Genomic DNA, 24,607 nt, shown 5'->3' on the forward strand with positions numbered 1-24,607 from the left:
ATAAAGGTATTATTGGTCAACATTGACCTTTTGCATTTCAACCCAAAATGGGAATATTTTTTTATTTCCAACACTATAAAATGGGATTAAATCACAATCCATCTTTGGCAATTGCACATTGGTCATTTCTATATATTCGGTGTTATCGATCTCATTTTTCAGCTGATCGATCCTGCCTTTCGTTTCTAGGAACATCGTTCCTCCTTTTGGTACTGGTTTTACAAATCTAAATTTGATATTGTAACTTCCTTCCGCTATGGATACATCCCATTTTCCATAGATTTCCTCTTGATCCCAAATACCCCTTTCCCCGCCTGCATCATTTCTGTTCAAAAAAACAGGATTCTCATGTTCACTACCGATAAGGATCTTTGGTTGATTCAAGATATTTTCAGATGCCATCAATTCATTGAACGTACGGTCCAAATCGGTTTTAAGTGATTCTGCTATTTCCTTTTTGTCCTGAATTAAATTATACTGTTCATATGGGTCTTCCTTGATATTGAAGAGTTCAAAACCTTCGATTTGGGCATTATAGTCCGTATGTCCCACCAATTTGTATTGCCCTTTCTGAACTGCCATATTCTGGTATAATACTGGATAACGCCGTGTCCAATAAAAAAACAAAGATCGATCTTCCGTTTGTACTTTTTTCTTTTCTAAAATTGGCACCAAGTTCACACCATCGATTTTTCGGTCTTCCGGCATTTTCACATGACAGACTTCCGAAATTGTTGGAAGTACATCGATATGGGCAGCGATGGTTTCAATATTTCGATTTCCTTTCCATTTATTTGGATATCTTACAAAAAAAGGAACCCGAACGCCCCCTCTATACACACTTCCCTTTCTCCCCCGCATACCAGCAACATATCTAATTTGCTGGGGGCCATTATCGGTCATAATAACCACAAGGGTATTATCGGCAATATTCAGGGATTCGAGTTTTTGCAATAACCTTCCTATGTTATCATCAATATTGGAAACCATTGCATAAACCTTTCGGGCATCCTCCTTGTCCCGTTCACTCATGGCAACAAAGGGTCTATAATCACCATCAAAACCCGAAGCAGGATCAATGTCCTTATAACGCTGATAATAACTGTCTGGCACTTGTAACGGGGTATGTGGGGCATTAAAGGACAAATAGCAGAAAAAAGGCTGTTGATGGTTCTCTTCAATAAAATCAATGGCATTCTTGGCGAAAATATCACTGCAATAGCCCTCATAAGCCTCCTGTTTTCCGTTATGCCAAAGTACAGGGTCAAAATAACTACGGTTTCCTTGAAAATACGTCGTGAAATCACCCACTTGGCCCATACCCCCTGAAAGATGGATCAATGACTCATCAAATCCTTGGTCCATTGGTCGTGACGGATAATTATCCCCTAAATGCCATTTACCGAAAATACCTGTTTTATAATCAGCTTGTTTCAACATTTCCGCAATGGTCACTTCGTTGGATGCCATAATTGCCCCACCGTTATAAGTATCCCGAATTCCCGTTCTAAGGGAATATCTCCCCGTCATTAAGCTGGACCTGGTCGGGGCACAAACCGGTGAAACATAAAAATTATTGAAACGGATGCCCTCTTTTGCAAAAGCATCGATATTGGGTGTTTGTACATGTGGATTTCCCGTATATCCCAAATCACCATACCCTTGGTCATCGGTAATGATTATGATGACATTTGGCGTATCGGATGTTTGGGCATACATTACCCTTGTCCCAAAGCACACACTTGTAAGAAAAAACAGGGTGTTGAAAATAAAATGGATATGCTTCATTTCAGTTACTTTATTCTTAGAGAGGTCTCGACTCCGCTCGACCGACAGTTTCTATCTTAATTCAACATTTGTTGATTGACCGAAAATCAAGGAACAACCACATCAATCCTTAACAACAGGGTGTTGAAAATAAAATGGATACGCTTCATTTCAGTTACTTTATTCTTAGAGAGGTCCGACTCCGCTCGACCTGACAGTTTCTATCTTAATTCAACATTTGTTGATTGACCGAAAATCAAGGAACAACCACATCAATCCTCAACAAAAAGATAATTCAATTTTAACGCATTGAATGCTGCATTGAATTCCTTAAGCTCTTTGTCTAGGACGGCATTATATGTTTTAAGCTCTTTATTAATTTGGGCGGTCAATTCATTCTTCACCGCTACATCCTGATCCGTTGGGGGAAAATCATCAATGGCCACCAAACTGTTCAAATGTCCCAATTTATTGTTCAACCGAATAGGGAAATTCAAAGGATCCTGCCGACTTCTGTTTTTGGTTTGATAGAGGGCTTTTTCGACAGTTCCGAGACTTTCCTTCATTTTCTTGGCTTTCTCAACCAATTGTTTTGTTTTTGGATTGTGTTTGTACTGCTTGGTGAAAGCGTCCAGTTGTTTGGTAATGTTCCTGATTTTTTCAATGGATTGATGCGCTTTTTCGATCGTCGTATTGATATCGGTTATAAAATCAAACTGCTTTTGCATATCGTCTACTGAAACCTCGGCCCTAGGATCTGGAAGTATGTTGAACGTTTCCGAGGATGATGCCCCATTCACATCCAGATGTACTTTATAACTCCCGGGAACGGCCTTGGCACCGTCCAAACTGGCCCACCAAAGGATCATACCTTCCAATTTCTTGGCTCCCTTACCTCGGGTGTCCCATACAAACGTATTGCCCCCTTTCTTAACCTCGAGCTTTTTATCTTTCTCCTTGGCGACATTGCTGTAGTTTGCCAACGTATCCCCGGCCATGGTGGTAAAGGTTAGACTAATACTATCCTTCTCGGCCAGATCTTTCAAATAAAAATGGGTAATGACCCCATTGGGGTGATTGGCCCCGGCGGTTTTTGAAGGGGTTTTTAACGTTCCACCTTTGGTACGGTACGAATCCTTGGGTTTATACAAGATTGATGAGGCTGACTTTTTACTGGTATCCAATTGATGCAATACCGTTAGGTCATCAATGATCCATAAACTCCGCCCTTGGGTGGCCACGATCAAATTGTCATCCTTAATGGTTAAATCGGTAATGGGAACTATGGGTAAATTCAATTGAAAAGGCGACCAATGGGCGCCATCATCAAAGGAAATATACATCCCGGTTTCGGTGCCTGCATACAACAACCCCTTACGTTTAGGGTCCTCACGAACCACCCTGGTGAAATGCTCCTTATTTATACCATTCGTTATTTTTTCCCATGTCTTGCCGTAATCCGTGGTTTTGTAGAGATAAGGTTGAAAATCGCCCAATTTATATCTTGTAGCCGCCACATAACAAGTGCCTTCGTCAAAGGTTGAAGGTTCAATGCTGTTGATCATATTCCATTCGGGCATATTAGATGGTGTTACATTCTCCCAACTGACACCACCGTCCTTGGAAACATGAATGAGTCCATCATCACTGCCTACCCATAACAAACCTTCCTTTAACGGACTTTCATTCGCCGCAAAGATGGTACAGTAATATTCAACACTGGTATTATCCTGGGTAATAGGTCCTCCACTGGAAAGCAATTTGGTAGGATCATTTCTTGTAAGGTCACCGCTTAACAATTTCCAACTTTGGCCTTCATTTTCGGTCACATGTACATGGTTCGAAAATGCATACAATTTTTTAGGATTATGTTTACTGAACATGATCGGGAAATTCCATTGAAAACGGTATTTCATTCCTTCGGCACCATGCCCCATAGGGTTATCCGGCCAAACATTGATGCCCCGTGCAGTCTTCCTCGCATGGTTTACGCGGGTTAGAAAACCATCATAACTTCCACCATAAACAATATCGTTGTTCAATGGGTCCACGGCTATCGTAGCAGACTCCCCTCCAGCGGTTTCTTCCCAATCCCCATCACCAATACTTCGCCCATCACTGCGATGTTTGATCCTTACGGTTGTATTATCCTGTTGGGCCGCATAAATGCGATAGGGAAAGGAATTATCCGTGGTAACCCTGTAAAATTGGGCCGTGGGCTGGTTGTAATACGTACTCCAGGTTTCACCCCCATCATAGGAAATCTGCGCCCCTCCATCATCGCCAATGATCATTCGTTGGCCATTTTCGGGCGCTATCCATAGGTCATGGTGGTCACCATGGGGAGCATTAAAGGTTTTAAAAGTCTTGCCACCGTCGGTCGATTTATGGTAATTTACATTGAGTACATATACGACATCCGCATCTTCGGTATCGGCGTAAACCCGTGTATAATACCATGCACGTTGGCGTAATTTGCGTTCACTATTGACCTGTGTCCATTTTTCACCTCCATCATCAGAGCGGTATAACCCACCTTTTTCCTTATTCTCCACTATGGCCCAAACCCGATCGGAATTTTTGGGAGAGACCGTTACGCCTATAATTCCCAAGGTGTCTTTTGGGAAACCTTCATTTTTAGAGATTTCTTTCCAGGTTTCACCACTATCGGTGCTTTTCCAAAGGGCAGAACCATCGCCACCACTGCTTAAACTATATGGGGTTCTTTTTGCCCGCCAAGTGGATGCATACAATATACGCGGATTATTGGGGTCGAAAGTCAGGTCAACGGCCCCGGCCTGGTCATTGACAAATAATTTTTTTACCCAGGTTTTGCCCCCATCGGTACTTTTATAGACACCCCGATCCTGGGTAGGTTTATAGATATTCCCCAAGACAGCAGCATAAATAGTATTATAATCTGTAGGATGTATTCTAATTCTAGGAACATGCCTACTGTTCTTTAGTCCAGCCGAGGTCCACGTTTTGCCGGCATCCTCGGTTTTCCAAACCCCATAACCGGAAGACACATTACCCCGTAAGGTTTTTTCACCACCCCCTACATAGATGACATTAGGGTCACTTTTGGCTACCTCAACGGCACCGATACTTCCCCCAAAATAACCATCGGAGATGTTGCCCCAAGTACGGCCACCATCGGTGGTTTTCCAGACACCCCCTCCTGTGGCCCCAAAGTAGAATAGGTTGGGTTCTCCCGGCACACCCGTTACGGCAGCGGAACGCCCTCCTCGGAATGGTCCGATCAAACGGTAGTCCAAACTGGAATAGAGTTCTTCAGGATATTCTGGAGTTGTGGTAGATGCCTTTTTATTTCTTTGGGCCAGACTTGTTGATGGAAATAGGAAAAAGGCCAGCATAACGATGCTCGCCCAAGCGTAGAAAGTTTTCATATTTTGAAGGTTCTGATTAGTCAAGACTAAAAGTAAGGAATAAATAAAATTCCATTAAAGATTCCTCAATCAAATTAGCCTTTTGATCGTATTAAATCCTATTCTAACCAAACAAACGGGATTTTACAATGTTATTTCATGAAACAATGGCAAAGTGCCTTCGGTTTGGTTACTTTTAAAAACAACGATATTGTTACTGCGTTGGTTGATCCATATACTATACAAACGAACGCTAGCGGAGACCTTATAAAATTAATGCTCCCAAAGAACGAAGGTTTTTTCTATTTCGATATTTTCATTCTGATCGATACAGTAAACTATGAATTCAGATCGCCCCACTCCTCTACCTAAAGATTTAAAATGATAAATAATAAACCTATTATTTTGAATTTCTAATGGACTTGAAAAATAATGATGAGGCCTGATTTTTGGCTTTTCAGCTATAAGTGTAATTCCTTTTTCACAAAGTTTTTTAGGATGATTTTGATCAGGCCCAATTTTTTCTACAATTTCCAACAAAAGGTCACGCCCAATATACTCGGCAATTTCTTCAGTATCCAAATATTGTTTTGCCAGTTTCTCTTGAGCATATTTGTTTGTAGCCTTTGAAATCAACAAAAGAGGCTCACGTTTTAATTTCAATAGTTGATTTATACTGTCCTCCTTAGTTATTTTACCACTTATTATCAAATTATGCAGAACGTGCTTAACGTACTCATCCGGAACAGTATCCCGTGTGATTACTTCTGGCACAATTTGGTAGCCATTATAAGCAGTTTCTTGTCCCTTAACTGTAAAAACAATAAAAAGAAATAGTAAATAGCTTATATAAAGTGGGTTATTAATACTGCTCATATTTTTTTCAAATAGATAAGATTCCAAAAGCACAATCTAACCTAGCGATATTTCTTGAAATCACGCAACAAACTTGTCTGGTCTTCATCGGCATCCCGAAAGATAAAATGCACGTGGCTTCGCATAAAACAATAGGCAAAGAGTTCCATTCCCTTATGGATTCTACAATACCTTATGCTATCTACCAAAACCTTGAGATACATCTCCCGTGTAAAAACATCGATCCAATAAACAGTAGCGAACGAAATAAAATAGGCCACTACTGGATTATAGAATTGGTATTTTCTACTCATGGCTTATTAAAAATACAAAAAACATGGTTTTTGTTTGAAACTAAATGTTCTTATCAGGTACGGCAGTCGTCACATATGGGCGCTAGCTATGGGACAGTCTTTGAAAAACCTCAGGTCTAATTTTATTCCTTGCCTGCACAAAGGCGCTTTTAGTAAACTTCGAAGATTTACCGAGTCTTAAAAAATCAGCAAAATTCTCTATCTCAATAGCTAAGCTTTTTCTCAATAGATTTAACATAAGCAGTAAAAGTGTAGGAAAGCATTGTTTTCTGTTTCGAGTAAAGTGTTCTTTAGAAACCTTAAATTCACTTTTCAAACTAGAACTGAAAATTTCAGCTTTTATCTTTTCAATGAAAAAACTAGCCGTTTTTTTTTCATAAGTAAATCATTGATTATCAATTAAATATACGAAATATCCAAGCAAAAAAAGGGTAAACACCTGATAATCAAGAAAATAAATCACTAACTTAATGACATTGGACGGGTGCTAGTGAGGGATTTATTACCATGAAGTTGTTGGAATTGATTTGACAATTGACCAGTTTCCATCAATTTTTTCTAAACAGAGTATTTGCGCAGAACCATATAATTTACTACGACTAACTCCAAATTCTAAAATTGCCATTGTTTCATCTCTATTATACCATACTCTTGAAAAACTATAAAGCAAGTCAAATTGATCATAATCTTTAGATTTTTTTAAATTAACAGTATCAGCTAATTTTAAGATATGTCCTTTTTTACTCCTTATATTATCAACATTATTAATGTTCTTGCCTTGTAAGGAAGTGTCTATTATATCATTGAATCTTTTAGGGACTTTATCTCGTCTTTCCTCAAATAATGAACTTTCCATTTGTGGGTAAACACCCACAATCATCTTGATTTTAAGAAGTGAATCAATTATTTTTTTAGGAATAATGGTATCATTACTTCCCATAGGAGGAGGTGGAGCCACCGGAAATGTGAAATCATCGATTATTTTTGAAATAATGAAGTTGTCTTCTTTTGTGATTTCGTTAGATTGCGCACAACTACTAATAAAGATAAACAGCCAGAATATTTTAAATAGTAATTTTTTCATTTTAATTACATGTTTCATTAAAATTATTTTCCACTACTTCTTTTAAATTTTTATAACTTGTATCTTGGGAATCGGTTAGCCTTGCTATATCATACCCTGCATCTCTTAAACCATCCCAACCATAGGCCATATAATAATTAAGGGGATATTTATTTCCATCTATTTCTCTTACGGCAAGGGCTATCGATTTAATATAATTTTCAATCATATATACGTGATGAGCATCATCCAACCAACGATAGGCAGGGTTGTTTATTGTTTCTGAATATCCTTTATAATAGGCATAGTATTGTAATAATTGAGCCCGATTATTTGGGTCAACTCCTGATCGATACCTGCTAACATATCGATGTATCTCAGCATGAATTCCTTCGTGGAGTATCAAAGCGGCTATACCCAATGAACTTTGATTTATATTTTCAATTGTAATAACCATATTATTTACATCATCAGAATTTGTACATCCATCAGCACCAGGTCTTGAGCAATCTCCATTTTGAAATGTTAAATTGTATTCGGGATCATCAATAAATTTAGCAATGGTTTTCTTAAACAAGTTTCCATTTGTTGTTTCTAACTTATCATAAACGCATTTTGCTTTGCCGGTAAGGTAATTGTCTATATGATCCTCCCCAATTACTTCATCATTGAACTCAGGGTAACCACTTGAGGAATTGCCCCCACTGCCCCCACCGTGCGTACCATCATTTATAAAACCCTGAGAATTACCCCCAGATTCCGGGGCTGTTCCTCCAGAGCTGCCACAAACCCACTTCGACTCATATTTTACAGTAGTGTATGCCAATTCAAGGTCATCTATACCACGCACATAATACCAATCTGTAAATACCGGTATGGTTTCCCAAGTGCACTCCAGAACATCCTCTTTACCAATAAACGATGCTTTGTTCGTTCCCTTTTCAAAGATGCTCTGAATAAGCATACCCCCATCATATATACTTTTAGACAAACTGCTTCCGTCAGTATCATAGAATGAAATTCGACCACTAAACCCTGTAAGATCATTAAAAGAAACCTTTCCACCGTAGGGTGAAAATGAGGTAAACTTTACCATATAATAATCATAAGATACATCTTCACTCGGAATCGCAATAACCTTATATTGAATGGATATGTTCCTTTCCTTGTGCCGCATTTGGATTTCAGTAATATCCAGATTGCTATTCGTCACCGAAAACTCATAAAATGGAGTAGGGATTGTATCTGTAATAACTTCCAAAGGATTTTGCCAATCAACATCGAAACCATACGGTATTACGTTTTTAAAACTAGCAGCATTAAAGTTTTTTGAAAAACTGATGGAATTGTCAGAAAGACTATCGTTTGTGTCTTTTTCGCAACCAAATAATAAAAATACTACAGGTAATAAAAAAACAAGTTTTCTTAATAATACTTGAGAGAAAAAATATTTATTCTGATGGTTTTTAATTGAATTTTCCATGTCCAAATCGGCTTAGGTTCGTCATATATTAGAATGATAGGTTTAAAAAACCTCATTACTGTTGAATATAAAATTCGAAAGTTCTATTTAAACCCCGATATAGTTCAACCTTATAAAATCCAAGGTTTTCCTTTTTTTCGATAAAAAGGTAGTTCTTATCTGTATGTCACCCGTCACAGACGGGGGCTAGCGAGGGTAGTAGTCGCTATCGAGAATTTAAATACTTTTTACTTTGGGCTTATTAAGATTTTCAAACACTAATCTTTTATGCCCCAATTAGTATCCTGCACTAACCATAACGTGTCAGATTTTATAATAGTTCCTGTTAATACAGCGCCCTCTATTGGGTAAAAGATGGAATATGAAACTCTTTTCTTTTCACAGTCTTGATCAATAATACGTATTTCATGAATTGTTCCCTCCGGTAAAACCAAGGAATCTTTAAAAACAATCGCATAACCGTTAGATTCAATTCGCAAATCAGGGGTAATAAATTCATTTTTAACCAATTGTATTGGCAACCTACCTTCAACATTGGGATGTAAAAACATTTGAAAATCAGGGGTTCCAAATATAGTTGTGATGATTTTTTCTTTCTCACTCTTGGTAAAGCATATGGCCGATCCCCCAATGTTCTCTTCAGGTCTAACTTTAGTCTTTTCCTTACAGCCTATGAAAAGAGGAAAAACAAAAAATATACTAAATACGATTATAATCTTTTTGTTCATTACTTTTTCCTATTTAAAACAATTCTCGCACGATCAGGATGCACATTTTCCCCGCTGGTGCGAGCGTCACGCTCGTATTCCGACACTGGCGTGATTCATTGTTTCAATGAGCTTACGGATAATATGCTCAGCATCTATTTCTTGCTCATGCGCTACTAAAGAACGAAACAAAATAGACCTGTGTTAGATTATAGAACTTGTACTTTCTACTCATGGCTTATTAAAAATACAAAAAGCCATGGTTTTTGATTTGACGCTATATGTCCTTATCCGGTACGGCACTCGTCACAGACGGGCGCTAGCGAGGGGGTATCTATGACCCAAAGTGACCGTTTTTGATAAAAAGTGCTCATCGGCAATAGAAATTCAAGGCTTCGGATAGTAGAAAGCATCAACGCAGGTGCCACTTAAAACCTCCAACCCAATCCATATCAATCCCCATAGGAAACTCAGCGGCCAAAGACCCGGTATAGTTCAACACCGCATTCATGCTCGGTCGTACCGACCGCACGAATGCTTAGTTATTGTGGTTTGTATTTTTAGGTCTATTTTCTTCAATCCATTTTTCTAAATCTCCAATTTTTTCTTTCACAAATGTTTTCCAATTTGTTGTTTGAGTTAAGCCTTCTTTTTTCAAAGCGTCCAAATACCAATTTTTGTATTTAAACATTGGCATTCTATAAAAATCCGGTCCATGCATTCCTACTGCCCAAAGAGAATCAATTTTATTTATGATTTCTGAATTTGAAAAGGTCAAGTCTTTTAGTTTATCGTCATATTTTCCCCAGTAAAAAACCTCTATCAAATCAAGTTCTAATAATTTTTCTATGACTTCTAATCCATGTTTTTTTGCTGAGCTAGAACTTTCATTTTTATAAGTATATCCAATATTGGCTAATATGGTTGATATATATTCAATACCATCTGGCATAAAAAGTTCGATAAAATCTTCTTTGAATAATTCTATAGTTTTCATGGTGCTATAAATTTAACATTACGAACTTTCGTCCAAATTCCTGCTGCTCTAAAGTCTAAAGATATTGTTGCGGGGAAGTTGCTTGTCGACGCTGAACTCTGTCTATAGTTGATGTAGTTGCCATTACCCATATTTGCTCTTAAAACACCATTACCATCATCAATTAAATTTCCGATTTTGTGTTTAGTTAATGAATTAAAGAGTTCTCTTGCTTTTGTAATTGGTGAATTGGTTTTCACGATTCTAATTGTATTGCTCGTCGCCCGTCTGCTACGGGTACCCACAACAGTAGGTAATACGACCTTCATCCTAAAGATTTCAATAGCTGGATCTACCCTAGCGATATTCCTTGCACTGCTATATTTCCATTGTGTTGCTTGGGTAATAAAACCTGCGGCAACGGGATTGTCATGAATATAATCCAATTTTTGTTTTATCACTTCAGCACGTTGCTAGCAAACGAAACAAAGTAGGCCGCTGTTGGAATATAGAACTTGTATTTTCTACTCATGGCATATTAAAAATACAAAATATCATAGTTTTTGTAATTACGAAGTGTGTTCTTATCCGGCACGCCACCCGTCATAGACGGCCGCTATCGAGGGCATCACTTCTCAACTATTCTCAAATCTATTCTAAGACTAGCCTGTCATAGAAAGTGTAAATAATCTGCCATTTGTTCTCTAGTTTTTTCATGATGTAAATTGCGATCTCGTCATCGGACATTTTACTAAATACAGCGAGATTATCAATTATAATAGGCTTGCTAATCCTCAATACATGCATTTTTTTATTTTTACGGGACCTTTTCAGCTTTATATTGTTATTGAGATAAGATTTGTCAAGTTTAATAGGTTTGCTTATAAGAATAGCGTGAGAAATCTTTGTTAGAATTTCTTTTGTGAGGATACTCCCCAACTCTTTATCGGATATTGTTACAGGGATACCCACATTTTTAGTGATCATTTCAAGATTAGATTTTTCAAAATATTTAATCCACTCTTTATCTATATGGGTTTTGTAATATATAGTTACGTCTGTTCCATCTATTCTCTGCCCACTAAAAAAATCATTTATCAAAAAATATTCGGATTTTGAAAGTTTATCACATTTGCTATACTCTTGTGCACGAACGGCGTATATGGAAAATACCAAAAAAATAATTGCCTTAATCACATTTGACGCCTTCTGCGTTATTTGAACTTGTTGCTTCATTTCTAATAGCTGTTTGTATTTCAGATTTATTCTTCAATGTATTATATACGGACGAACTTTCAAGTCCTGCCCAAGCGAGCTTTTTATAATAGCCGGAATCCAGGAAACGATTGTCCCATACAGCTAGGGAATTCGCTAAGGCATCAACATATTGGGATATAAATTCGTGTTGGGTTAGATTATAGTTGTTTATTTCATTCTTATACTTTTCATTGATTAGATTTAAATCAGTAACCATGTCAGATGTGCGGTTTTCTTTTAAAATATACCCAATGTAAGCGTGGATGCTTTCATGTATGATGGTGCGTGCAATAGACAACTGTGTCGCATCTCCAACATAATCGTCGTCTAATGTAACACTCCAGCCGTCTCCGGATGGTTGTGTACTCGCATTTCTTGGGTTTCCGTTCACATCTTTACCAGCCTCGGCGACCTTAAAAGTCAAATCATAATTTCCTGACTTATCGAACAAATCCAAAATTCCTTGCGATAGATGTCCAGTGCCATCAAGTCCGCCTATATCAGGTATAGTTAACCTTTGCATATCTTTATTTTGCAATTTATCTATAATATCTTTAACACATGGATTATTTACTTCGTCAACTAAATGAATATGATCCTCCCCAATTACTTCATCATTGAACTCAGGGTAACCACTTGAGGAATTACCCCCACTACCTCCACCGTGCGTACCATCATTTATAAAACCCTGAGAATTACCCCCAGATTCCGGAGCTGTTCCTCCAGAGCTGCCACAAACCCACTTCGACTCGTATTTTATTTCAGTGTATGCATATTCATAATAACTACCACGGTCATAATACCAATCTGTAAATACCGGTATGGTTTCCAAAGTGCACTCCAGAACATCCTCTTTACCAGTAAACGATGCTTTGTTCGTTCCCTTTTCAAAGATGCTCTGAACAAGCATACCCCCATCATATATACTTTTAGACAAACTGCTTCCATCAGTATCATAGAATGAAATTCGACCACTAAACCCTGTAAGATCATTAAAAGAAACCTTTCCACCGTAGGGTGAAAATGAGGTAAACTTTACCATATAATAATCATAAGATACATCTTCATTCGGAATCGCAATAACCTTATATTGAATGGATATGTTCCTTTCCTTGTGCCGCATTTGGATTTCAGTAATGTCCAGATTGCTATTCGTCACCGGAAACTCATAAAATGGAGTAGGGATTGTGTCAGAAATAACTTCCTGAGGATTTTGCCAATCAACATCGAAAACATACGGTATTACGTTTTTAAAACTAGCAGAATTAAAGTCTTTTGAGAAACTGATGGAATTGTCAGAAAGACTATCGTTTGTGTCTTTTTCGCAACCAAATAATAAAAATACTACAGGTAATAAAAAATAAGTTATTCTTAATAATACTTGAGTGAAAAAATATTTATTCTGGTTTTTAATTGAATTTTCCATGTCCAAATCGGCTTAGGTTCGTCATATATTAGAATGATAGGTTTAAAAAACCTCACTACTCTTGTATATAAAATTCGAAGATTATATTTGAAACCCGATATAGTTCAACCGTATAAAAACCAAGGTTTTCCTTTTTTCGATAAAAAAAGGTTTAGCTAACAATTTGAACCACTATAATTTATGACCCCACAAACTCCAAACAAACCGGACGTGGGAGTGCCAATTCATGTTGAAAATATCCTACTCTTAAGGTTTTGATTGCTAAAATAGAATTATAAACCGTTGATTAATTAGGGAGGAATTCACTAAAAAATGTAAGATATGTCTTATTTTTAAAATTATTTTCGCTGAAATCAAAATAATATACTCTTCTATAATGAAAAGATCAATCATCTTAATTTCCATATCAATAGTGTTCCTAAGTTGTACCAATCTGAAACATTTAACCCCTTTTGATGGATACAACGGAAAACCCAAAATTGTAGAAACACTTGGATATACTATTAACAAAGACTCTATCAAAGAGCTTTTCATTTATGAAGCTTTTTATTTTGACAAAAAAGGCAGAATGGTTAAATCAATTGAATATGAAAACGAAGAACGGAAACCCTTAAGGGTATATATCAATAAATATGATAATAAAGGAAATATTGTAGAGCTTAATTATTCTAATCATGATGGAACGGATAGCCATACGGTTTATTATAGCTATAATAGATATGGTCAGCTTTTAAAAGAAGAATCAAGAAAAATTGTACATAAATATACTTACGATAGGAAAAATAGAACTGCGGAATTAAAAAGTAATTTTAAAAATGGTAAATTCCATGACCGAATAACCTTTAAGTTCAATAAAAATTGGCAAAGGACTGAATTGGTTACTTATGATGAAACCGGAGATATAACTTTAATATATAAAGAGGAATATGATGAAAATGGCAACGTGATTAAGGTAAGTAGTTATGATGATAAAGAACAATTGATAAGGTTCACAGAAATCTTATACGATAAACAAAACAAAACATATGAATCGAAAAAATATAAAATAGATAATAATGATACTACATTAGTAAATATTTCTAAATGGCATTATTCTTATGATAAATATGACAATGTCATAGAGGAGAAAGTTGTCCCTGATGAAGGGATTGTCCTTATAACTCAAAATAAAATTACTTATTAATTTATTTAAATATAATAAGTGTAATAATAAGCTAACGATAAAAAATAAGTTTATTTAAAAAACACTACTCCAGAAACTCCAAACAAACCGGACTCGACAATTCATAATCATAAAGAAATTGCAACATGCCTTCAGTTTTATCCCGTTTGAACACAACGATATTGTTGCTGCGTTGGTTGGCCACCAAAAGAAAATCACCGCTGGGATCCAGGGCAAAATTACGGGGCCAATCGCCCTTTACGCTTTCACGCCCGACCAAACTCAGTTTGCCTGTAGTTTGGTCCACTTTAAAAATCACAATCGTATTCTCCCCGCGATTGGAACCATAAAGAAATTGTCCGTCGCTTGATAGATGGATATCCGCACAAAAACTTTCCCCTGTAAAATCCTTGGCCAAGGTTGAAAGGGATTCAACCTCTTGATACGTACCATCCTCTTTTCTTTGTAGTGTGGTAATGGTCGAATTCAGCTCATTGATGACATATAGGTATTGCCCGCCCTGCCCAAAGGTAAAATGTCTGGGCCCGGCCTTTGATGCCATATCCAATGAAGGTTGTTCGGCGGGAACAAATTCATTGCCTTCCCATTGGTATCGCTTAACGGCATCGAGTCCTAAATCGGCAACAAAGAGTCCGTCTGCCGTAAATTGGGCCGAATGCACATGGGAGGTTTTAAGGGTATCCAAAACCTTATGATCGATAAATTGGGGGTTGGGCCTTAATGCGCCTTTATCATCCAATCCAAAAATCGTAAGACTACCTCCGGTATAGCTTGAAGCGGCCAAAAAGTGGCCATCTTTGGACAATCCTATATGGCAAGGGTGTGCCCCAACCGTGGCATCGGAATTGATTTTCAACAAGCTATCCCCATCAATACGAAAAGCAGCCACGCCTCCGCTGGAATTTTCATACCTATCGGTTTCTTCTACGGTATATAAATATTTCTTATCCAGCGAGACCTTTACAAAGGATGGGTTCCCTATTTCAGCTGCCAATTTCTTATGGCCAAGTTCCCCTGTATTGGAATCGAAGTGATAACTATAAATCCCTTCACTCCCGTTCTCGGTATAGGTACCCACAAAAAGGGTATGGGTTTTCCGGGTTTGTTCGTTTTTACATCCGAAAAGGAATAGAAAGGTGCTTAAAAGCAAAACGTAGTACTTCTTCATGGGTTGGAATGGTTTAGACTTTAAAAGTAACAACTTAATTTGAGAATGACCCTTACCTATCCAAATCCCTCTTTACTTCGCGTCTTAAATAAAAACCTGTGACCAATGTGGCAAGGACATCGGAAATCGGAAAGGCAATCCATACCCCAAATTCACCTAAATAATTAGGCAATATCAATATTAACGGTATAAAAAAGAACCCTTGCCTAGTCAATGTCAGCAATAAGGCAGGTACCGCCTTGCCAATGGCCTGAAAATAGGCCGCACCGATCAATTGCAGGGCAATGATCGGGGTAGCTGCAAAGACCAATCGCATGGCTGAAGGCGCATGTTCCAAAACAAAGGCATTGGTGGCCAGTTCAAAAGCGGACATATCGGGTTTATTACTCAAAAACAAGGAAGCTATCTCGGCTGGAAAAACCATAAGTCCCACAAAAACCAGTGTTGCCATAAGGGCCGCGTATTTAATGGCCGTAAAGATCGATTCCTTGACACGTTCATACTTATGGGCTCCATAATTATAACCTGCAATGGGTAAAAAGCCTTGGGTAACCCCAAAGACCGGAAAAAGGGCAAACATGAGCATGCGGCCAACGATGGCATAGACCGCTACCATGGCCTCACCACCCAAATCGAATAGAATATTGTTCATCAACAAGTAGATGACACTCACTACGGCTTGTCTCGATAGGGTAACAAAGCCCAAAGAGCTTATTTCCTTAAGGATATGCGATTTCAATCCCAAATGACCCCAATTGACCTTCAGTTCCGAATTTTTAGAAACAAAAAAGTACAGGACATATGCAAAACAAAGGACATACCCTATGGTCGTGGCCCAAGCGGCACCTTCCATTCCCCAATCAAAGACATTGATAAAAAAATAGTCCATCACCAAATTCCCAATAGAAGGTATGATCATGGCGATCATGGCGAATTTAGGTTTCCCCTCGGCACGGATCACCGTATTGCCCATCATGCAAAGGGCTAAAAAAGGCACTCCACAAACCACGATGATATAATAAATTTTAGCGGGGTCAAAAATGGCACCCTTACCTCCAAAAGCCGGAATCAATCCATCAACATAAAACAATCCCAGCGACACCATGATCGTGGTAACCAAAAGGGTTAGGGTAATCTGGTTCCCAAAGGTCTGTAGGGCTTTCTCTTTATCATCGGCCCCCAAGGCCCTAGAAATAATACTGGAACCCCCGATACCGATGGCCATCCCCAAAGCACCTATAAAAAAAGATACCGGTAAAACCACATTGATTGCCGCAATGGCAATGGAACCGATCCAATTACCCACAAAAATGGAATCGACCAAAACGTTCAGGGACATGACCAGAATACCTATAGAAGCAGGTACGGCTTGTCGTACAAGTAGTTTTCCTATAGGTTCGGTGCCGAGTTGGTCTGATGTTACTTTAGCCATTTCAACTATGGTTAAGACCTACAAAAAACACAAAGTGCGCATTCCTTGTAGGTCCAAAATCTTAAAATTATTTAATCCTGAACTATTACTTATTTTTAAACCTTAGAGAACCCTCTACTACAACCAAGGGAAACCTTGTAGGTCAATCGCTATGCAGGTAGAGCCTCTGTATTTTGCCAAGCTTCAATCCAACCGGCCATGACCTTTACCCAATCATCACTATCGTTTAAACATCCAATATGCTTGTACGATTCACCACCCGCCTCTTCAAATTGATGCTTTCCTTCCATCGCAATCTCCTCTAAAGTTTCGAGACAGTCGGCAACAAAAGCCGGGGTTACCACGGCCAATCGCTTTTTACCTTCTTTGGCCAAACGTTCAAATTCGAAATCGGTAAAAGGTTTCAACCAAGGATCATTAGGCAATCTTGATTGGAATGACACACTGAATTTATCCTGATCCAATCCTAAATATTCGGTGACCCGCCTCGTGGTATCGTAACATTGATGCCGATAACAGGTATTATGGGCCACGGAATTAGTGGTGCAACACTTACCATCGATCTTACAATGGAATTTTGTGGGATCGGATTTTCGGATATGCCTTTCCGGTATGCCATGGTACGAAAACAACACATGGTCATACTCAAAGTCTTTCAATCCTTCCGCTATACTCTCGGAAAGAACCTTGATGTATTCTTCATTCTTATAAAATGCAGGTAAGGTGGTCAACTGCATCTTCGGAAAATATCTTTCTTGTTCCTCCATGGTTTTTACCACAACGGTCTCAAAGGAAGACATGGCGTATTGCGGGTACAATGGCACCAACAATACCTCATCGACACCCTTATCGTTCAATTCCTGAAGTGCGTTTTTAATCGTCATGCTACCATAGCGCATACCCAAGGCCACAGGAATTTCAACCTGCTTACCCACCTTTTCGGAAAAGCGCTCGGAAATCACAATCAACGGGGAGCCTTCTTCCCTCCATATTTTTTGATAGGCCTCGGCGGATTTTTTGGGTCGTGTCTGCAAGATGATGCCACGTACGATAATATTCCGCAACCAATTGGGAACGTCTATTACACGTGGGTCCATTAAAAATTCATCCAAATAAGGTTTTACATCCTTTGCTGTTGGACTATCCGGGGAACCTAGGTTTACCAATAAAACTCCTTTCATATGCTGGCACTATTATAATTTTTAATGGGAGTATGTCCCCATCTACTTCACTCCATCTTACCAATATCCCTATAATTCCGAATGGATTGAACCTTCTCATGAATAAAATTCAATGATAATGGAAATGAACACAACAAAAATAGGTGTTGTAAAAAAACTAAACCCATACTCTGTCCATAACTTTCTTATGCCACTATGGGAAAAATCTATTTTTCACATGGTTTTAACACCTTTTACGATCTATTTCTTTAAGTTCTATTTTATAACCAAAAAAAACAGGATAATGTTGGAATCATTTTTGAAAAGCTCAACCAATCAATCACTCCTTTATGTGATTATTGCCTTTTTTCTAATTCTCGTTGTTTATTTCACTACTGTACAAGTTCTGCGAAGGTTCGGAAAAAACCCCGACAATATTATTCCAAGGCACGCTTTTAAAAAAATCACCTTTCCATTATTCCTTATTCTTTTTTCATTCCTTGTACGTATGGAATCCCTTCGTGATGTACTAGGGCTTCATGATTATACCTACGGATTTAGGAAAACCAGCACATTGATGTTCATTTTTGGTACGACGTGGTTGATTTTGAATATCATCAAAATCATTAAGAATAGGGTCGTTGAAAAATATGATATCCATACTTCGGACAACCTAAAGGCCCGAAAGATCAGGACCCAGTTCAATATCCTGGAGCGTATTATGGTTTTTGTCATTATCATCCTCGCCATAGGCATCGCTCTAATGAGCTTTGAAAGTATACGTGAAATCGGGGTCAGTATTTTCGCTTCCGCAGGGGTCGCCGGGATTATCATTGGTTTTTCTGCCCAAAAAATGATCGGTACCATTTTGGCAGGTATCCAGATCGCCATTACCCAACCCATTAAAATCGACGACGTCGTTATTGTTGATGGCGAATGGGGGCGCATCGAAGAGATAACCTTGACCTATGTGGTGATCAAAATATGGGACAAACGAAGATTGGTAGTGCCTTCGACCTTTTTTATCGAGAAGTCCTTTCAAAACTGGACCAAAACCTCAGCAGATATCCTTGGTACCGTTTTTCTTTATACCGATTACAATGTTCCCGTTGATGCCATTCGAAAGGAATTGACCCGAATCCTGGAATCTACCGATCTATGGGATGGGGAAGCCAACAATGTACAGGTCACCGACTCAAAAGCCAATTACGTGGAAGTTAGGGCGATGATGAGCGCCAAGGATTCTTCCATGGCCTGGGATCTTCGTGTGCTCGTCCGCGAAAAACTGATTGGTTTTCTACAACAAAATTATCCTGAAAGCCTTGCGCGTACCCGGGTTTACATGGACCAGACGGAAGCCTTGGAAAAAACGGATTAATGGCACCCTTTTTGTTATTTTTGTATACTAACATAGAGAAAATGCGAAAATCCATTTATTGCTTTATAATCCTATCCCTAACTATTGTCACCAATGGGCTAGCCCAACAAATCACATGTTCGGCCCAGGACAAGGTGGCTTTTGAAGATAAGATCATCGAGATTGATGGCCTACTTGAAAAAGATTTAGGACAAACCATGGTCTCGGTGGGTAAAACCTTCCTAGGGACTCCTTATGTAGCAAAGACTTTGGAAATTGGAGAAACCGAGACCCTTGTTGTAAATCTTCATGGACTCGATTGTACAACCTTCGTTGAAAACGTTCTTGCCTTTTCGTTGCTATTGAAAGAAGAAAAGACCGATTTTGATTCTTTTATCGAACACCTAGAAACCATTCGGTATAAAGACGGAAAGCTCGATGGGTATGCGTCACGCCTTCACTATTTTTCCGAATGGATCGCCAATAATGAAAAAAAAGGATTGTTGACCGATATCACAGCGGAAACCGGGGGAAAGGAAATTACCAAGGACATTAATTTCATGAGCACCCATAGGGACTTATATCCCTTTTTAAAAGATGAAGCGAATTTTCAGAAAATAAAGGAATCCGAAAACTTCTTGAACAACCAAGCCCTCTGTTTTTTACCCCAGGAAGAAATCGAGGCCAATGAACTTATGATCCAATCGGGCGACATTATTGCCTTGACCACATCCATAAAAGGCCTTGATATAACCCATACAGGAATTGCCTCTAGGGAAAATGATGGAAGGATCCACTTGCTGCACGCCTCCTCAACGGGTGAGGTAAAGGTCTCCGAACTGCCCTTGGTCGATTACCTCAAAAAAATAGGCAAGAATACAGGGATTATGATTGCTAGGGTAAATTGATCGCACAAATGGTATCGCTAGAAACAAACCCATTGGTCTCTACATGGGTTTTTACAAGGCCTTTAAGCAACAAGTTGTGTTTTTCCCCGATATTATAGGGTCATATATCACTTGTCTATATCCCATCAATGCTTATGTCCCTTACCCTAAAACCGACTGATCGGTCTAAAACGTTCAAAAATGCAAAAGCGTTAAACCTCCTAGGGTTTTCATTACGATTTCGATAAAGACATCACATATTTCTTGGGTGTGGTACCATACTTTTTCTTGAAAGCCGCGATAAAATGACTCGATGTACTATACCCTATTTTCATTCCGACCTCATTGACATTGTTTTGACCCAATTCCAATAACCTGCGGGCGTGCTCCATCTTATAATCGAACAGGAAACTATATACGGAATCCCCATAAATTTGTTTAAAACCTTCCTTCAATTTTTTCAGACTTAACCCTATTTGCTGTGCCAGTTCGGGTAAGGAAGGGGGTTCGGCCATTTGGGCGATCATGATTTCCTTGGCCTGACGAATGCGTTTCACATTGTCCTCATCGACCAAAAACGGACATTGTTCCAAATCGGCATCGGTGCTTTTATTAAAATAAAGTGAAATCAATTCATAGACCTTCCCCATGATATACAATTCCTTTATCGATGGATGCAGGTTATAATTCATGATCTGACTCAATACGACGGCAATGGCCGGGGAAACTTCCTCTTGGGCATAATACTTTTTCTCTTTGTTCTCATTACTTAAAAACGGAATATAATCTGCCTCATTTGAAAATAGGGAGTGAAACTTTCGAATGGTCATTACCACGGATACAATCCAGGAATTGGGTGCCATTTCCATATTCATCGGTAGGTCGACCTGGGTGTTGTACAACAACAAGGAATTTTCCTCAGACACCTCAAGGGCATACATGCCTTCGTTAAAAATGAATTTCGCATGTCCTTTCAAGCAAAAATGAAATTGGATGAAAGTACTATCGATCTCACGAATAACCCGCTGTTTTACAAGGCTATCATTCTGAACCTTCAATACATAAAACCCGTCTTCGATCAGCACTTCGGTATAGGATCCTTGAGCGACATTTTCTTTTTTCATAACATAAATATTTTTTCATTTTATTTAGAATAAATCTAAATAATAATACTACGAATCCATGAATTCCCCATAAAACCATGGTTTAACGGCAATTTACAACGAATTAGGATTAAAATCCCGAATTTCGATACTAATTGTTCCTCTAGCGTTATATTTATTTGAATGATGCATTTAATTTTGTGCCCGTTCGAACAGATTTATGAAGGAGTACCACATATCAAAACATAATTCATTCTATACGATAGGCCTAAACTACAAAAAGGCCGATGCGCATATTCGTGGTAAATTCAGCCTCGATGAAGCTGCTATGGAAAACCTATTGGCGCAAGCCAAAGAACAGGGAATAGATGGGTTATTGGTTACTTCTACCTGTAACCGCACGGAATTACATGGGTTTGCCCAACATCCTTTTCAGTTGATCAAATTACTTTGCGACAATACCCAGGGTACAATTGAAGAGTTTCAAGAAGTAGCCTATGTTTATAAGAACAACGATGCCATTTCACATCTGTTTCGTGTAGGTACTGGTTTGGACAGTCAAATTTTGGGTGATTTTGAAATCATAAGCCAATTACGGCAAAGTTTCAACCGTTCCAAGAGGCATGATATTGCCAATCCGTTTATTGAAAGACTTACCAATTCCGTGATCCAAGCAAGTAAACGTATCAAAAATGAAACTGAGCTATCCTCAGGAGCCACCTCAGTAGCATTTGCGTCGGTACAATATATACTTCAGAATGTTGAGGACATCTCAAACAAGAGTGTTTTGCTTTTTGGTACTGGGAAAATTGGAAGGAACACCTGTGAAAACCTCATTAAACATACCCAGAACTCGAAAATAACCTTGATCAACCGAACAAAGACCAAAGCCGAGAAAATTGCGGGTAAATTCAATTTGGTGGTTAAGGATCATGGTGATTTACAGACCGAAATACGAAATACCGATGTTCTGGTAGTCGCCACAGGCGCACAATCGCCCACAATTTCAAAGGATTTGATCTATACAAAGAAACCCTTGTTGATTCTTGATCTGTCCATACCCAAGAATGTTTCCGATGATGTCGCTGAATTGGAACATGTAACGGTGATCCATCTAGATCATTTATCCCAAATGACGGATAAGACCTTGGCACGTAGAAAACAGTTTATCCCGCAGGCAGAAACAATCATTGAAGAAATTAAGCGTGAGTTTATACAATGGTTGGAAACCCGAAAATTCGCTCCTGTAATCAAGGCGTTAAAGAATAGATTGAATACCATGAAAGAGGAAGAGCTCGATTACCAATCGAAAAAGCTTTCCAATTTCAATACCGAACAGGCCGATGTTATTTCTGACCGTATCATTCAAAAAATAACAAAACAGTTTGCAAATCATCTAAAGGATGCCAATGGGGATGCGGACGATAGTCTTGAGTTGATCCAAAAAGTCTTTCAGTTAGAAATAAATTCCCAATGAGTAAAATTATCAGAATAGGAACCCGCGATAGTGAATTGGCACTATGGCAGGCGAATACCGTTAAAAAAAATCTAGAAGCCCTAGGTCACCAAACTAAACTTGTCCCTGTAAAATCCACAGGGGATTTGGTTCTAAACAAGCCCCTTTATGAAATGGGAATCACAGGTATTTTTACCAAGACCCTGGATATAGCCATGCTTAATGGTGATATCGACATTGCGGTACACTCCATGAAAGATGTACCCACAGCCTTACCAAAAGGTATTGTACAGGCAGCGGTATTGAAAAGGGCCAATTATCTGGATATCCTAGCCTTTAAAGACAATGAGGAATTTCTTGGAAGTAGGGATGCCGTCATAGCTACCGGGAGTCTAAGAAGAAAAGCACAATGGTTGAACAGATACCCGACCCATACAGTCGTGGACATACGCGGTAACGTGAACAGCCGTATGCAAAAATTAATGGACAACGATTGGAACGGAGCTATTTTCGCAGCAGCCGGTTTAGATCGGATTGGATTGGAACATGAACACACTATTGGACTCACATGGATGCTCCCTGCGCCCGCACAAGGTGCTATAATGGTGGTTGCAATGGAAAATGACGAGTTTGTCCGTGAAGCCTGTGCCGAACTGAATCATGAACCTACCGCCATTTGCACCCAACTTGAACGTGAGTTCCTTAGACTCCTTGAAGGTGGATGTAGCGCGCCAATAGGAGCCTTGGCCTACATCAACAATGAGGATGAGGTTACCTTTAAAGGCGTATTGTTATCTGTGGATGGCACGAAAAAATTGGAGGGGGAATTCACGGCTCCCCTAGGCAAACATGAAAACCTAGGACGCGATTGTGCCAATAGTATCTTAAGTCGTGGTGGTAAAAACCTAATGGGCGAAATACAGCGAGATACAGATAGTATTGAAATATTTTCCACGAAAAAATTAACGCAAGATCAGCGATTCTTATTTAAAAATGACCTTGAGGTAGACTCCGAGGATTTTATTAAAACGAGTCCAAACCGTATTCCGGCCAAAGTATTGAAGGCCAAAATGCAAAATGTGATCATTACAAGTCAAAATGCCGTTGAAGCCTTATTGACCAATATGAGTGCCAACGATCTTCAATTCGAAAACATTTACTGTGTTGGTCGTCGCACTCGACGACTGATTGAGAGTCGCATAGGAAAAGTGAAACATTTTGAGAAAAATGCCGAGAAATTAGCAGATTACCTGGTTGACCATTTGGAGGGGATCGAAGTCACCTATTTCTGTAGCAACCTACGCTTGGATGATCTTCCAACTATCTTGACCGATAATGGTATTACCGTCAATGAAATTGAAGCCTACAAAACCAAACACACCCCTGTTGAAGTACCCAAAAACGTAAAAGGCGTACTCTTTTTCAGTCCCTCAACCGTTGAAAGCTATTTAGAGCTGAACAAGGCAGATAAAAAAGCCTATTGCATTGGTGAAAGCACTGCAAAAAAAGCCAGGGAACATTTTACTGAGGTTTATGTTGCCAAAATACCCAGTGTTGAAAGTGTTATTGATTTGGTAAATGACAATTATAAAAATTAGCATTCCACATATTTTTGGGATGTCAA

The 24,607-nt window shown here is 38.7% G+C and carries 20 protein-coding genes; 5 read left to right on the top strand and 15 right to left on the bottom strand.

Annotated elements, in window-relative coordinates:
• Window positions 1-9 precede the first annotated feature (9 nt).
• The 11 genes from LX92_RS00440 to LX92_RS00490 all read right to left on the bottom strand — a co-directional run bounded on the left by LX92_RS00440 (window position 10) and on the right by LX92_RS00490 (window position 13,237).
• The gene (locus tag LX92_RS00440) at window positions 10-1,788 is read right to left on the bottom strand and encodes an arylsulfatase (RefSeq protein ID WP_109648313.1); all 1,779 of its coding nucleotides are present in this window, start codon (window positions 1,786-1,788) and stop codon (window positions 10-12) included.
• A 251-nt stretch (window positions 1,789-2,039) separates the two neighbouring features.
• Window positions 2,040-5,177 (bottom strand): WD40/YVTN/BNR-like repeat-containing protein, encoded by a 3,138-nt coding sequence (locus tag LX92_RS00445; protein ID WP_109648314.1) that lies wholly within the window; start codon window positions 5,175-5,177, stop codon window positions 2,040-2,042.
• A 252-nt stretch (window positions 5,178-5,429) separates the two neighbouring features.
• Entirely contained in the window at window positions 5,430-6,032 is a 603-nt protein-coding gene (locus tag LX92_RS00450; protein WP_109648315.1) for a hypothetical protein, read from the bottom strand.
• A 41-nt stretch (window positions 6,033-6,073) separates the two neighbouring features.
• Complete coding sequence (locus LX92_RS00455; RefSeq protein WP_109648316.1) at window positions 6,074-6,325, bottom strand: transposase; 252 nt, start codon at window positions 6,323-6,325, stop codon at window positions 6,074-6,076.
• 502 nt (window positions 6,326-6,827) lie between these two features.
• Window positions 6,828-7,409, bottom strand: a complete 582-nt coding sequence (locus LX92_RS00460) for a hypothetical protein (protein ID WP_146197781.1) — start codon at window positions 7,407-7,409, stop codon at window positions 6,828-6,830.
• A gap of 1 nt (window position 7,410) precedes the next feature.
• The gene (locus tag LX92_RS00465; RefSeq protein WP_109648318.1) at window positions 7,411-8,871 is read right to left on the bottom strand and encodes a hypothetical protein; all 1,461 of its coding nucleotides are present in this window, start codon (window positions 8,869-8,871) and stop codon (window positions 7,411-7,413) included.
• Window positions 8,872-9,128: 257 nt separating this feature from the next.
• The gene (locus LX92_RS00470) at window positions 9,129-9,599 is read right to left on the bottom strand and encodes a hypothetical protein (RefSeq protein ID WP_109648319.1); all 471 of its coding nucleotides are present in this window, start codon (window positions 9,597-9,599) and stop codon (window positions 9,129-9,131) included.
• Window positions 9,600-10,116: 517 nt separating this feature from the next.
• The gene (locus LX92_RS00475) at window positions 10,117-10,575 is read right to left on the bottom strand and encodes a hypothetical protein (protein WP_109648320.1); all 459 of its coding nucleotides are present in this window, start codon (window positions 10,573-10,575) and stop codon (window positions 10,117-10,119) included.
• On the bottom strand, window positions 10,572-11,015 hold the full coding sequence (locus LX92_RS22595; protein WP_190263525.1) for a hypothetical protein: 444 nt from the start codon (window positions 11,013-11,015) through the stop codon (window positions 10,572-10,574). The genes LX92_RS00475 and LX92_RS22595 overlap by 4 nt, the downstream gene beginning before the upstream one ends.
• Window positions 11,016-11,205: 190 nt before the next feature.
• Window positions 11,206-11,790: a hypothetical protein gene (locus LX92_RS00485; protein WP_109648321.1), complete on the bottom strand. Its 585-nt coding sequence runs from the start codon at window positions 11,788-11,790 to the stop codon at window positions 11,206-11,208.
• The gene (locus tag LX92_RS00490) at window positions 11,744-13,237 is read right to left on the bottom strand and encodes a hypothetical protein (protein WP_109648322.1); all 1,494 of its coding nucleotides are present in this window, start codon (window positions 13,235-13,237) and stop codon (window positions 11,744-11,746) included. The genes LX92_RS00485 and LX92_RS00490 overlap by 47 nt, the downstream gene beginning before the upstream one ends.
• A gap of 376 nt (window positions 13,238-13,613) precedes the next feature.
• On the opposite strand from LX92_RS00490, the gene LX92_RS00495 reads away from it, so the two are divergent.
• Window positions 13,614-14,420 carry a hypothetical protein gene (locus LX92_RS00495; RefSeq protein ID WP_109648323.1) on the top strand — a complete coding sequence of 269 codons (807 nt, stop codon included), beginning with the start codon at window positions 13,614-13,616 and terminating at the stop codon, window positions 14,418-14,420.
• A gap of 64 nt (window positions 14,421-14,484) precedes the next feature.
• On the opposite strand, the gene LX92_RS00500 is transcribed toward LX92_RS00495, so the two are convergent.
• From LX92_RS00500 to hemH, 3 genes are all read right to left on the bottom strand, one after another.
• Window positions 14,485-15,588: a lactonase family protein gene (locus LX92_RS00500; protein WP_109648324.1), complete on the bottom strand. Its 1,104-nt coding sequence runs from the start codon at window positions 15,586-15,588 to the stop codon at window positions 14,485-14,487.
• Window positions 15,589-15,640: 52 nt separating this feature from the next.
• Complete coding sequence (locus tag LX92_RS00505; protein WP_109648325.1) at window positions 15,641-17,020, bottom strand: MATE family efflux transporter; 1,380 nt, start codon at window positions 17,018-17,020, stop codon at window positions 15,641-15,643.
• A 149-nt stretch (window positions 17,021-17,169) separates the two neighbouring features.
• The gene (gene hemH / locus LX92_RS00510) at window positions 17,170-18,201 is read right to left on the bottom strand and encodes a ferrochelatase (RefSeq protein ID WP_109648326.1); all 1,032 of its coding nucleotides are present in this window, start codon (window positions 18,199-18,201) and stop codon (window positions 17,170-17,172) included.
• A gap of 283 nt (window positions 18,202-18,484) precedes the next feature.
• On the opposite strand from hemH, the gene LX92_RS00515 reads away from it, so the two are divergent.
• A complete protein-coding gene (locus LX92_RS00515) occupies window positions 18,485-19,558 on the top strand; it encodes a mechanosensitive ion channel family protein (protein WP_109649016.1) in 1,074 nt (357 codons plus the stop codon).
• Between the two features lie 41 nt (window positions 19,559-19,599).
• Complete coding sequence (locus LX92_RS00520) at window positions 19,600-20,445, top strand: N-acetylmuramoyl-L-alanine amidase-like domain-containing protein (RefSeq protein WP_109649017.1); 846 nt, start codon at window positions 19,600-19,602, stop codon at window positions 20,443-20,445.
• A 212-nt stretch (window positions 20,446-20,657) separates the two neighbouring features.
• Here LX92_RS00520 and LX92_RS00525 read toward each other — a convergent pair whose 3' ends face one another.
• Window positions 20,658-21,548: an AraC family transcriptional regulator gene (locus LX92_RS00525; RefSeq protein ID WP_109648327.1), complete on the bottom strand. Its 891-nt coding sequence runs from the start codon at window positions 21,546-21,548 to the stop codon at window positions 20,658-20,660.
• A gap of 199 nt (window positions 21,549-21,747) precedes the next feature.
• Here LX92_RS00525 and hemA point away from each other — a divergent pair, with 199 nt between their 5' ends.
• Together hemA and hemC are read left to right on the top strand one after the other, a co-directional pair.
• On the top strand, window positions 21,748-23,004 hold the full coding sequence (hemA, locus tag LX92_RS00530; RefSeq protein ID WP_109648328.1) for a glutamyl-tRNA reductase: 1,257 nt from the start codon (window positions 21,748-21,750) through the stop codon (window positions 23,002-23,004).
• Window positions 23,001-24,581, top strand: coding sequence for a hydroxymethylbilane synthase (hemC, locus tag LX92_RS00535; RefSeq protein WP_109648329.1), 1,581 nt, complete (start codon window positions 23,001-23,003; stop codon window positions 24,579-24,581). The genes hemA and hemC overlap by 4 nt, the downstream gene beginning before the upstream one ends.
• The last annotated feature ends 26 nt before the right edge of the window (window positions 24,582-24,607 follow it).

It is taken from the genome of Maribacter polysiphoniae (assembly GCF_003148665.1).
GTDB lineage: Bacteria > Bacteroidota > Bacteroidia > Flavobacteriales > Flavobacteriaceae > Maribacter_A > Maribacter_A polysiphoniae.

Coding starts and splice junctions, on each gene's coding strand:
- LX92_RS00500 (WP_109648324.1), bottom strand. CDS start 15,588: ATGAAGAAGTACTACGTTTTGCTTTTAAGCACCTTTCTATTCCTTTTC.
- LX92_RS00465 (WP_109648318.1), bottom strand. CDS start 8,871: ATGGAAAATTCAATTAAAAACCATCAGAATAAATATTTTTTCTCTCAA.
- LX92_RS00485 (WP_109648321.1), bottom strand. CDS start 11,790: ATGAAGCAACAAGTTCAAATAACGCAGAAGGCGTCAAATGTGATTAAG.
- LX92_RS00470 (WP_109648319.1), bottom strand. CDS start 9,599: ATGAACAAAAAGATTATAATCGTATTTAGTATATTTTTTGTTTTTCCT.
- LX92_RS00460 (WP_146197781.1), bottom strand. CDS start 7,409: ATGAAAAAATTACTATTTAAAATATTCTGGCTGTTTATCTTTATTAGT.
- LX92_RS00495 (WP_109648323.1), top strand. CDS start 13,614: ATGAAAAGATCAATCATCTTAATTTCCATATCAATAGTGTTCCTAAGT.
- LX92_RS00445 (WP_109648314.1), bottom strand. CDS start 5,177: ATGAAAACTTTCTACGCTTGGGCGAGCATCGTTATGCTGGCCTTTTTC.
- hemC (WP_109648329.1), top strand. CDS start 23,001: ATGAGTAAAATTATCAGAATAGGAACCCGCGATAGTGAATTGGCACTA.
- LX92_RS00490 (WP_109648322.1), bottom strand. CDS start 13,237: ATGGAAAATTCAATTAAAAACCAGAATAAATATTTTTTCACTCAAGTA.
- hemH (WP_109648326.1), bottom strand. CDS start 18,201: ATGAAAGGAGTTTTATTGGTAAACCTAGGTTCCCCGGATAGTCCAACA.
- LX92_RS00440 (WP_109648313.1), bottom strand. CDS start 1,788: ATGAAGCATATCCATTTTATTTTCAACACCCTGTTTTTTCTTACAAGT.
- LX92_RS00450 (WP_109648315.1), bottom strand. CDS start 6,032: ATGAGCAGTATTAATAACCCACTTTATATAAGCTATTTACTATTTCTT.
- LX92_RS00505 (WP_109648325.1), bottom strand. CDS start 17,020: ATGGCTAAAGTAACATCAGACCAACTCGGCACCGAACCTATAGGAAAA.
- LX92_RS00520 (WP_109649017.1), top strand. CDS start 19,600: ATGCGAAAATCCATTTATTGCTTTATAATCCTATCCCTAACTATTGTC.
- LX92_RS00475 (WP_109648320.1), bottom strand. CDS start 10,575: ATGAAAACTATAGAATTATTCAAAGAAGATTTTATCGAACTTTTTATG.
- LX92_RS00515 (WP_109649016.1), top strand. CDS start 18,485: ATGTTGGAATCATTTTTGAAAAGCTCAACCAATCAATCACTCCTTTAT.
- LX92_RS00455 (WP_109648316.1), bottom strand. CDS start 6,325: ATGAGTAGAAAATACCAATTCTATAATCCAGTAGTGGCCTATTTTATT.
- LX92_RS00525 (WP_109648327.1), bottom strand. CDS start 21,548: ATGAAAAAAGAAAATGTCGCTCAAGGATCCTATACCGAAGTGCTGATC.
- hemA (WP_109648328.1), top strand. CDS start 21,748: ATGAAGGAGTACCACATATCAAAACATAATTCATTCTATACGATAGGC.